The organism is Streptosporangium minutum (assembly GCF_002149035.1).
Lineage (GTDB): Bacteria > Actinomycetota > Actinomycetes > Streptosporangiales > Streptosporangiaceae > Streptosporangium > Streptosporangium minutum.
This window is the reverse complement of the sequence record NZ_NGFP01000316.1, coordinates 1-9,605: the sequence shown is the minus strand read 5'-3', so window position 1 is coordinate 9,605 and position 9,605 is coordinate 1. Positions and strand designations below refer to the sequence as shown.

At 74.9% G+C, this 9,605-nt stretch carries 5 protein-coding genes; all 5 read left to right on the top strand.

Annotated elements, in window-relative coordinates:
• A partial coding sequence (locus CA984_RS39515; RefSeq protein WP_207621214.1) for an endo-beta-N-acetylglucosaminidase occupies positions 1 to 2,392 on the top strand: 2,392 nt, incomplete at its 5' end.
• A 98-nt stretch (positions 2,393 to 2,490) separates the two neighbouring features.
• The gene (locus CA984_RS39510; RefSeq protein WP_086578483.1) at positions 2,491 to 6,726 is read left to right on the top strand and encodes a glycoside hydrolase family 38 N-terminal domain-containing protein; all 4,236 of its coding nucleotides are present in this window, start codon (positions 2,491 to 2,493) and stop codon (positions 6,724 to 6,726) included.
• Positions 6,723 to 7,511 (top strand): DUF7158 domain-containing protein, encoded by a 789-nt coding sequence (locus tag CA984_RS39505; RefSeq protein WP_207621213.1) that lies wholly within the window; start codon positions 6,723 to 6,725, stop codon positions 7,509 to 7,511. Before CA984_RS39510 ends, CA984_RS39505 begins: the two co-directional genes overlap by 4 nt.
• A gap of 11 nt (positions 7,512 to 7,522) precedes the next feature.
• A complete protein-coding gene (locus CA984_RS39500) occupies positions 7,523 to 8,464 on the top strand; it encodes an ROK family protein (RefSeq protein ID WP_086578482.1) in 942 nt (313 codons plus the stop codon).
• On the top strand, positions 8,461 to 9,605 hold a 1,145-nt coding region (manA, locus tag CA984_RS39495; protein ID WP_086578484.1), incomplete at its 3' end, for a mannose-6-phosphate isomerase, class I. The genes CA984_RS39500 and manA, both read left to right, overlap by 4 nt.

Genomic DNA, 9,605 nt, shown 5'->3' with positions numbered 1-9,605 from the left:
GTCCCCCTCGGCCGCCCCGTCCACCCCGGCGCCGCCGGACCGGCCGGGCCGCACGGCGGTGCGGGCGGCGGGCGACCAGCCCTACGCCTCCTACTGGCACCCGAACACGATCCTGAACTGGGACCCGGCGACGGACCCGGACGCGCGGTTCAACCGGTCGCGGGTGCCGCTGCGGCCCCGCGCCTCCGACCCCGCGCTCAAGGCCAACCCGAACGCGCGCGCCGGCGAGGGCAAGGTCGCCTCGCTGGTGTCGTTCGGGCCCACCTCCGGCAATCCGTCGCAGGGCTCGCTCGACCCCAACTACTACGCCTTCACCTACTGGCAGTACATCGACACCCTGGTCTTCTGGGGCGGTTCGGCGGGCGAGGGACTCATCCTCGCCCCCAACGCGACGGTGATCGACGCCGCGCACCGCAACGGGGTCAAGGTCTACGGCACGGTGTTCTTCCCGCCCACGGCGTACGGCGGGCAGATCCAGTGGGTGCGCGACTTCGTGCAGAAGTCCGGCTCGAACTACCCGGTCGCTGACAAACTGGTGCAGGTGGCCCAGCACTACGGGTTCGACGGCTGGTTCATCAACCAGGAGACCGCGGGCGGCGACGCCGCCCTAGCGACCGAGATCCGCTCGCTGATGAAGTACGCCCGGGCCAAGGGCCAGGCCGAGTTCATGTGGTACGACGCGATGACCGAGAACGGCTCGGTGAGCTGGCAGGACGCGCTCACCACGGCGAACGACGCCTTCCTGAGCGACCCCGCCCGGGTGTCCGACTCGATGTTCCTGGACTTCGGCTGGGGCGCGGGCAACCTGCGGTCGTCGCGCGACCTGGCCCGATCCCTCGGCCGGGACGAGCACGAGCTGTATGCGGGCATCGACACCGAGGCCAACGGATACAACACCGGGGTGAGCTGGGACGCGGTGTTCCCCGCCGGTCAGCCGCACGTCACCTCACTGGGCATCTACCGGCCCGAGTGGACGTGGAAGTCCTCCTCGGGGCCGGCCGACTTCCGCGCCCGCGACTCCCGGTACTGGGTGGGCGCGAACGCCGACCCGTCCAACACCGCGACCTCCTCGTCCTGGAAGGGCCTGGCGCACCACATCGCCGAGTCCACGGCTGTGACCGCGAAGCCGTTCGTCACCGGCTTCAACACCGGCCACGGCGACTTCTACAACGTCGGCGGGACCCGCGTGCGCACCGGCGGCTGGAACAACCTGTCGGTGCAGGACGTGCCCCCCACCTATCAGTGGGTGGTGAACTCCACCGGGACCCGGCTCACGCCGTCCATCGACTACGGCGACGCGTACGAGGGCGGCTCGTCGCTGCGGCTCACCGGGAATCTCGACGCGGCCAACACCGTGCGGCTCTACCAGGCGAAGCTTCCGGTGACGGCCGGCACCAAGCTGTCCGTCGTGGTCAAGACGCCCGCCGCGGGCCCGACCCGCCTGAAGGCGGCCGTCGCGTTCACCGACGCGCCGGGTACCTTCACCACATTCGACCTGGGGTCCACGAGCGGCACCGGCTGGGAGCGGAAGACGCTGGACCTGTCGGCGCACGCCGGCAAGACCATCGCCCAGCTCGGCCTGCGCGCCGAGGGCTCCGCCGCCTCCTACGACATCCGGGTCGGGCAGCTCGCCGTGTACGACGGAGCCGTGGACGCGCCCGCCGCGCCCTCCGGTCTCCAGGTGCTCGGCGCGACCGACGTGTCCCCCTCCCGCAAGTCGCTCCGCCTGGCCTGGACCGCCGCCGGCTCCGGGTCCGGCCAGGTCCACCACTACGACGTCTACCGCCGCAACGCCGACGGCTCCCGGACCTACCTGGGTGCGACCCCGAACGACGCGTACTTCGTGCCGCAGCTCGACCGGGCCGGCGCGGAGACCAGCACGACGATCGAGGTCGAGGCCGTCTCCACCGAGTACGGCCGGTCGGCCGCCGCGACGGCGACGGTCGCCTGGTCGGGGGAGCCGGGGGAGGTCAACCGCGCGCTCGGCCGCCCGGCGACCGCCTCCGGGCAGTGCAACGCGAACGAGGGTCCGGCCAAGGCCGTGAACGGCACCGTCACCGGCGGGAACTCCGACAAATGGTGCACGCTCACCGCGGACAGGTGGCTGGAGGTGGACCTCGGCGAGGCCCGCTCCCTGACCCGGTTCGTGGTCCGGCACGCGCAGGCCGGCGGGGAACCCGCGGCGTTCAACACCCGGGACTTCACGATCCAGGTGCGCTCCGCCGCCTCGGAGGAGTGGGAGACCGCGGTGACCGTCACCGGCAACACGACGGCCACCACCACCCACCCGGTCACCCTCACCGCCCGCCACCTCAGGCTGTCCATCACCAAACCGGCCCAGAACACCGACCCCGCCGCCCGGATCTACGAGTTCGAGGCGTGGGGGAGGTAGCGCGGTAACGCGCCCCCCAGGCCGGTCGCGCCGCCGGGAACCCGGCGGCGCGACCGGCCGCCGACCACGTGGGTCACCGGCCCGCAGAGAGGAATCCCGTGTCAGTCACCATCGTCTCCGTGGAGTCCACGGACCTGTTCGCGGGCACCGAGGACGCCCCGCGCCAGGTGCTGCGCGTGACGCTCGACGGCCCGCCCGCACGGGTCGCCGTCACCGGCCCCGGCGTCGCGGGCGAGGCCGGGGGCTCCGGCGAGGTCGAGGTCCCGCTGGAGATCGCCGCCCCGGTCCCGGGGGCCGAGTTGCCGGTCGTGGTGACGGCGGGCGACGCGCGCGCCGAGGGCGTGGTCGTCGTGGCCGAGCCCGGCTGGACGATGTTCATGGTCTCGCACTTCCACTACGACCCGGTGTGGTGGAACACGCAGGCGGCGTACACCTCGCCCTGGGAACTGCTGTCCGGGGACGCCACCACCCGGCCGCTGTGGGAGCGCAACGGCTTCGCGCTGGTGGACGCGCACCTGGACCTGGCGCTGCGCGACCCGGTCTACAAGTTCGTGCTGGCCGAGATCGACTACCTCAAGCCGTACTTCGACGTGCACCCCGAGCGCCGCGCCGACCTGCGGCTGCTGATGGGGCGCGGGCAGGTCGAGCTGGTCGGCGGGACCTACAACGAGCCCAACACCAACCTGACCGGGGCCGAGACCACGATCCGGAACATCGTGTACGGCATCGGCTACCAGCGCGACATCCTGGGAGGGGAACCGGCGACGGCGTGGCAGCTCGACGCGTTCGGGCACGACCCGCAGTTCCCCGGCTACCTCGCGGCGGCCGGGCTGACCGGAAGCGCCTGGGCGCGCGGGCCGTTCCACCAGTGGGGGCCGATCCAGAAGAACTTCCGCGAGGCCAAGGACGACGCCACGGTCATGCAGTTCCCGAGCGAGTTCGAGTGGATCTCCCCGTCGGGGCTCGGGGTGCTGACGCACTTCATGCCGCACCACTACTCGGCGGGCTGGTGGATGGACTCCTCCGCGGACCTGGCCACCGCCGAGAAGGCCGTGTACGAGCTGTACCGCAAGCTCAAGCCGGTCGGGGCGACGAGGAACCTGCTGCTGCCCGTGGGCACCGACTACACCCCGCCGAACAAGTGGGTCACCGAGATCCACCGCTCCTGGAACGCCCGCTACGTCTGGCCGCGCTTCGTCTGCGCCACCCCGCGCGACTTCCTCGACGCGGTCCGGGCCGAGCTGGCGGCCTCCGGGCGGCGGCCCAGCCCGCAGACCCGGGACATGAACCCGATCTACACGGGCAAGGACGTCTCCTACATCGACACCAAACAGGCGCAGCGGGCGGGCGAGGTGGCCGCCGTGGACGCGGAGAAGCTCGCCACCATCGCCGCACTCGAAGGACTCGGGACCTACCCCGAGGCCGCCCTGGACAAGGTCTGGCGGCAGCTCGCATACGGCGCGCACCACGACGCGATCACCGGAAGCGAGTCCGACCAGGTCTACCTGGACCTACTGTCCGGCTGGCGCGAGGCGTACGACCTGGCGGCCGCCGTACTGGCCACCTCGCTCGGATCGCTCGTCGCCCGCGTGGACACCACCGGGGAGGGCGTCGCGGTCGTCGTCGCGAACACGCTGTCCTTCGACCGGTCGGCGCCCGTGACCGTACGGCTGCCCGCCGGGCTGGAAGGCGGACGGGTGCTCGACGACGCCGGCGCGGAGGTGCCGTGCGTCGTGGACCGGGGGACCCTGCGGTTCCTGGCCGAGGACGTGCCCGCGACCGGCTGGCGCACCTGGCGGCTGCTGCCCGGCCCGCCGGGCGCGGAGCCCGTGTGGACTCCCGCCGCCGGCGTGACGATCGAGAACGCCCGCTACCGCGTCACCGCCGATCCCGAGCGCGGGGGAGGCCTGTCCAGGGTGTTCGACAAGAAGGCCGGACGCGAGCTGGTCCGGGAGGGATGCGTCGGCAACGAGCTGCGCGTCTACGAGGAGTACCCGGCCCATCCCGACTTCGGTGAGGGCCCCTGGCACCTGGTGCCCAAGGGCCCGGTCGTCGGTGCGGCGCAGGGCACGGCCCGGGTGCGCCGCGAGACCTGCCCGCTCGGCGAGCGCCTGGTGATCACCGGGACGGCGGACGGCATCGGCTACGAGCAGACCGTCACGCTCTGGGACGGCGTGGACCGGGTGGACCTCGGCACCCGCGTCCTCGACTACAGCGGGGCGGACCGGCTGCTGCGGCTGAGCTTCCCCGCCGACCTCCCCGGCGCGCTCCCGGTGAGCGAGGTGGCCGGGGCCGTGGTCGGGCGTGGGTTCGCCCTGCCCGACGTGGACGCCGCCGAGGCGCCGTGGACCCTCGACAACCCCGCCAACACCTGGTTCGGCCTGGGCTCCACCGCCCGCGTCACGCTCACCGGCCCTGACGGCCGCTCCCTGGGGGACCGGGCGCTCGGGGTCGCCGAGGTGGTCGTGCCCGCGCTGGACGACGCCGCCGACGTCCGCGACCTGCTCGTCGCCCTGGTCCGGGCCGGGGTCACCGCGACCACGGCGAGCGCCTACTGGTCCCGGTACGGCTGGCTCGACGTGGACTCCAACCTCCCCGACTTCCGGATCATGATCGGCGGACCGGAGGAGAACGACGCGGTGCGCGAGCTGCTGGAGAACGCCGGGACGGCCTACGCCGAGGCCCTGGAGCGGGACGGGCGCGTCTGGGTGCCGGCCGCGCGGCCGCTGCGCGAGGTATGGCGGCCCAACGCCGACCTGCGCGACCTGCGCGCGCTGCCCGCCCTGGTCACCACTGACCCCGGGGCGCTGACCGCCGACCTCGCCGACGCCCGTGTGAGCGCCGTCTGCCCGGGAGAGGTCCCGGATTCCGAGCTGCTCACCGACCACACCGTCGCGCTGCTCACCTACGGCCTGCCGGGCTTCGCCGTCGATCCAGCCGGGACGCTGCACCTGTCGCTGATGCGCTCGTGCACCGGCTGGCCGTCCGGCGTGTGGATCGACCCGCCCCGCCGTACGCTGCCCGACGGCGCGGGCTTCCAGCTCATGCACTGGACCCACGAGTTCCGCTACGCGCTGGTCTCCGGCGAGGGCGACTGGCGCACGCTGACGCTGCCCGCCCAGGGGCAGGAGTTCAACCACCCGCTGTACGCCGTGGTCGCCGAGCCGCACGCGGGCCCGCTGCCACCGGCCCGGTCGTATCTGCGGGTCCAGCCCGCCCGCGAGGTGCTGGTCGGCACCCTCAAGCCGGTCGGCAACCCGACCGCGCACGGATCGGCCGCCGCTCCGGACCCGGCGTCCGGGGTGACCGTCCGCCTGATGGAGTCCACCGGCCATGGCCGCGACGCCACCCTCTCCGGCGCGCTCGCCCTCACCGAGGCGTACCGCGCCGACCTGCTCGAACGCCGGGGCGAACCCGTCCCGGGCGCCATCGCGCTGACCGGCGCCGAGGTCGCCACCGTGATCGCCGCGCCCGGCCTGCCGCCGCACGACGCCTCCGACGCCTCCGACGCGGGCGTGCCGCCGTACGGCGGGGCGGTGCTGGGGCCGGCGGCCGAGGCGGCGCAGCCGGTGCACTCTCGGTACTGGCTGCACAACCGGGGGCCGGCGCCGATGGGGTACCTGCCGGTGAGCGTCGCGGCCTCACCGGGACTCGTGCGGACCGAGGGGGAGCCGGCCGAGGTGTCGGTGGTGCTCTCCTCGCACCTGCTCGACACCGACGTGGAGGGGGCCGTGGAGATCCTCGCCCCCGAGGGCTGGACGGCGAGCCTGACGCGGCGGCCGTACCGGCTGACGGCCGGCGGGCACCTGCGGTTCCCGGTGACGGTCACCCCGCCGGAGGGCGTGGAGCCGGGGATGTACTTCACCGCCGCCCGGCTCGAGCACGACGGCCAGACCGTCGAGGACGTGGTCACCATCGCCGTCGGCGACCTGCCCGGCGTGCTGCCCGTCCCCGGCGACGTCCCCGAGGACTGGGTGGCCGCGCAGGGCGGCAAGGACAACCCCGGCCGCGACACCGGCCTGTCGGTGGAGGTGACCGCGCCGTCGGTGCGCGTCGCCCCCGGCGGCCGGGCCGTGCTGGGGCTCACGCTGCGCAACCGCACCCGCGGCGAGATCCGCGGCGAACTGCAGCTCGTCTCACCCTGGGGTACCTGGGACCTGATCGCCGACCCGGTCCGCGGCTTCGCCCTCGCGGCGGGGGAGAGCGCCACCGCCGAGTTCGAGGTGGCCGCGTCGCGCGACGCCGACCCCGGCTCCTCCTGGGCCCTGGTCAAGGTCATGTGGTACGGCCGCTGCCAGTACGCCCCGACCGTCGAGCTGGTGGTGGCCCCATGACGGGCGGCCACCACCAGGGGCACGAGCACCCGCTCCCCGGATACGCGCCCGTCACTGGAGAGCCGGTCGCGCCCGGCGTGGGTCCGGTGCTCGGCTGGCTCGACGGCACCCCCCTCCCGCGCGCCGAGCTGGACCGGCGGCTCGGCGCCCTGCGGGCCGGGCCCCGGTCCACGGCGCTCCCCACGCCGGGCACGGCCGAGGACCGGCAGCTCACGCGCTGGGTGGCCCAGGTCGTGCTGACCGAGAAGCTGTGCGCCGCCGAGGCCGCCACGCGCGGGCTCGACCCCGGGGACGGCCCACCGGTCCGGCTCGACCAGCGGGCCGCCGTCGAGCTGGGCTCCATCGCCGCGGCGGCGTACGAGGGCAGTGCGGCCGTCCGCGCCGTGTACGAGGCCGTCACCGCCGGCGTCGTCGTCGCCCCGGCGGAGACGGCCGCCTACCTGGAGTCCACCGCGCGGCCGCCCGCCGGGCCGGTCTGGCGGCTGCGCACGCCGGACGGCGAGTTCGACGCCGAACCGGGTTCGCTCCCCGCCGACCTGGCCGGGGCGCTGGGCTCCGCCGTACCGGACCAGACCGTGACGGCCGGCCCCTGGACCGCCACCCTCCTCGCCCGCCGTGAGCCGGAGCCGGACCCGCCCGGTCCCACCGACGGCCTCCTCGACGCCGCGCGCCGGCTGGCGTTCGTGCGGTGGCTCGACCACTCGCGCGCCCACCGGCTGCGGCTGGTGCCGGGGCTGGAGCACCCCGGCGACCCCGCGCAGCCCGACAACCACCACCGCCACTGACGGAGCCCCCCGTGACCCATGCCCTGGCCGTCGACATCGGCGGCACCAAGATCGCCGCCGCGCTCGTCGATCCCCGCGGCGTCGTCTCGCACCGCTGGACCCATCCCACGCCGCGCACCGACGACCCCGAGGAGGTGTTCCGGACGGTGACGCGGCTCGCCGCGCGCGTCGTGGCCACCGCCGGGGACATCGCGCGGAACGCGCCGCTCGGCGTCGGCTCGGCCGGTCCGCTGGACCCGCGCGCCGGCACCGTGAGCCCGGTCAACATCCCCGCCTGGCGCGCGTTCGCGCTCGTGGACCGGCTCGCCGAGTCGCTCGGTCGGCCCGTGGTGCTGGCCGGGGACGGGCACTGCTTCGCGCTCGGCGAGCACTTCGCCGGGGCCGGCGCAGGGTCGCGCGCGCTGCTCGGCGTGGTCGTCTCCACGGGCGTCGGCGGCGGCCTGGTGCTGGACGGCGCGCCCCGGTTCGGACCCTCCGGGAACTCCGGGCACGTCGGTCACATGATCGTCGACCCCGAGGGCGAGCCGTGCGTATGCGGCTCGCGCGGCTGTGTCGAGACGTACGCCTCCGGGCCGGGCATGGTGCGCTGGGCACGCGGCCAGGGGTGGCGGGCCGGGGAGCCGAAGGCCGACGCCGTCGTGCTGGCCGCCGACGCCCGCGAGGGCCATACGGTCGCCACCGCCGCGTTCGACCGCGCCGCCCGCGCCCTGGCCGGGGCGCTGCTGTCCACCGCGGCCGTCGTGGACCTCGACCTCGTCGTGGTCGGGGGTGGCGTCGCCCGGTCCGGGGACGTGCTGTTCGTCCCGCTGCGCACCTGGTTCGAGCGGCTGGCCGGGCTGGACTTCCTGCGGCGCGTACGGCTCCGCCCGTCCGCGCTCGGCGGCGACGCCGGGCTGGTCGGGGCCGCCGCGCTGACCCGGCGGCCCGTCCCGACGGCGGGAGCGGCGGCATGAGTGCCCTGCCGCCCGGGGTGTACCGGCTCGACGGGACCGTGCGCACGTACGCCTGGGGATCCCGCAGCGCGATCGCCGGGATTCAGGGCCGCCCCGTGCCGAGCCCGGAACCCGAGGCCGAGCTGTGGCTGGGCGCGCATCCCGGCGCCCCGTCCCGGATCGGCGGCCGGCCGCTGGACGAGATCGTCGCCTCCGATCCCCGGGGGGTCCTGGGGCCCGCCGTCGCCGCCGAGTTCGGGCCGCGCTTACCGTACCTGATGAAACTACTGGCGGCCGAGGAGCCGCTGTCGCTGCAGGCCCACCCGGACGCGGAGCACGCGCGCGCGGCCTTCGCGGCCGAGGAGGCGGCGGGGCTGCCCCCGGAGCTGCGCAATTACCGCGACCCCCACCACAAGCCCGAGCTGCTCATGGCCACGGGGGACTTCGAGGCACTGTGCGGCTTCCGCGCCCCCGAGGCGGCGGCGGACCTGCTCGACCGGATCGACGTCCCCGCGCTGCGGCCCATCGCCGCCCTCCTGCGCGGCCCCGACGGCCTGCGCGAGGCGTTCACCACGGCCCTGACCCTCTCCCCGGTGGCCCGCACCGCCCTGGTCGCCGAGGTCGCGGCCGCGTGCGCCAAGCTCGGTGGCGTGGACTCGGCCTACGAGATCGCCGCCCGCCTGGCCGTCCACTACCCTGATGACGCGGGCGTGGTCGTCTCCCTCCTGCTCAATCATGTACGGCTCGCGCCCGGCCAGGCCATCTGGATGCCCGCCGGGAACCCGCATGCGTACCTGCGCGGCGTGGGGGTCGAGGTGATGGCGTCCGGCGACAACGTGTTGCGCGGCGGCCTCACCGCCAAGCGCGTGGACGTCCCCGAACTCCTCCGGGTCCTCCGCTTCGAATCCCTGGAGACGCCGGTCATGTCCCCGGAGCCCGTCGCCCCTGGCGTTGTCCGCTGGTCGCCCCCGGTCCGCGAGTTCGAGCTGACCCGCGCGACCCTGACCCTCGGGACCCCGCGCGTCGAGTTGGTCTCGGACGGCCCCCGCGTCCTCCTCTGCGTGTCCGGCGCCATCACCGCCGGCCGGGGTGAGAACGCCCTGACCCTCACCGCCGGCACCGCCGCCTTCGTCCCCGCCGGCGTCCCCACCCTCCCTCTCAC

Bases quoted from the DNA above. Each gene is read 5' to 3' on its own strand.
- CA984_RS39505 (WP_207621213.1), top strand. From the start codon at position 6,723: ATGACGGGCGGCCACCACCAGGGGCACGAGCACCCGCTCCCCGGATAC.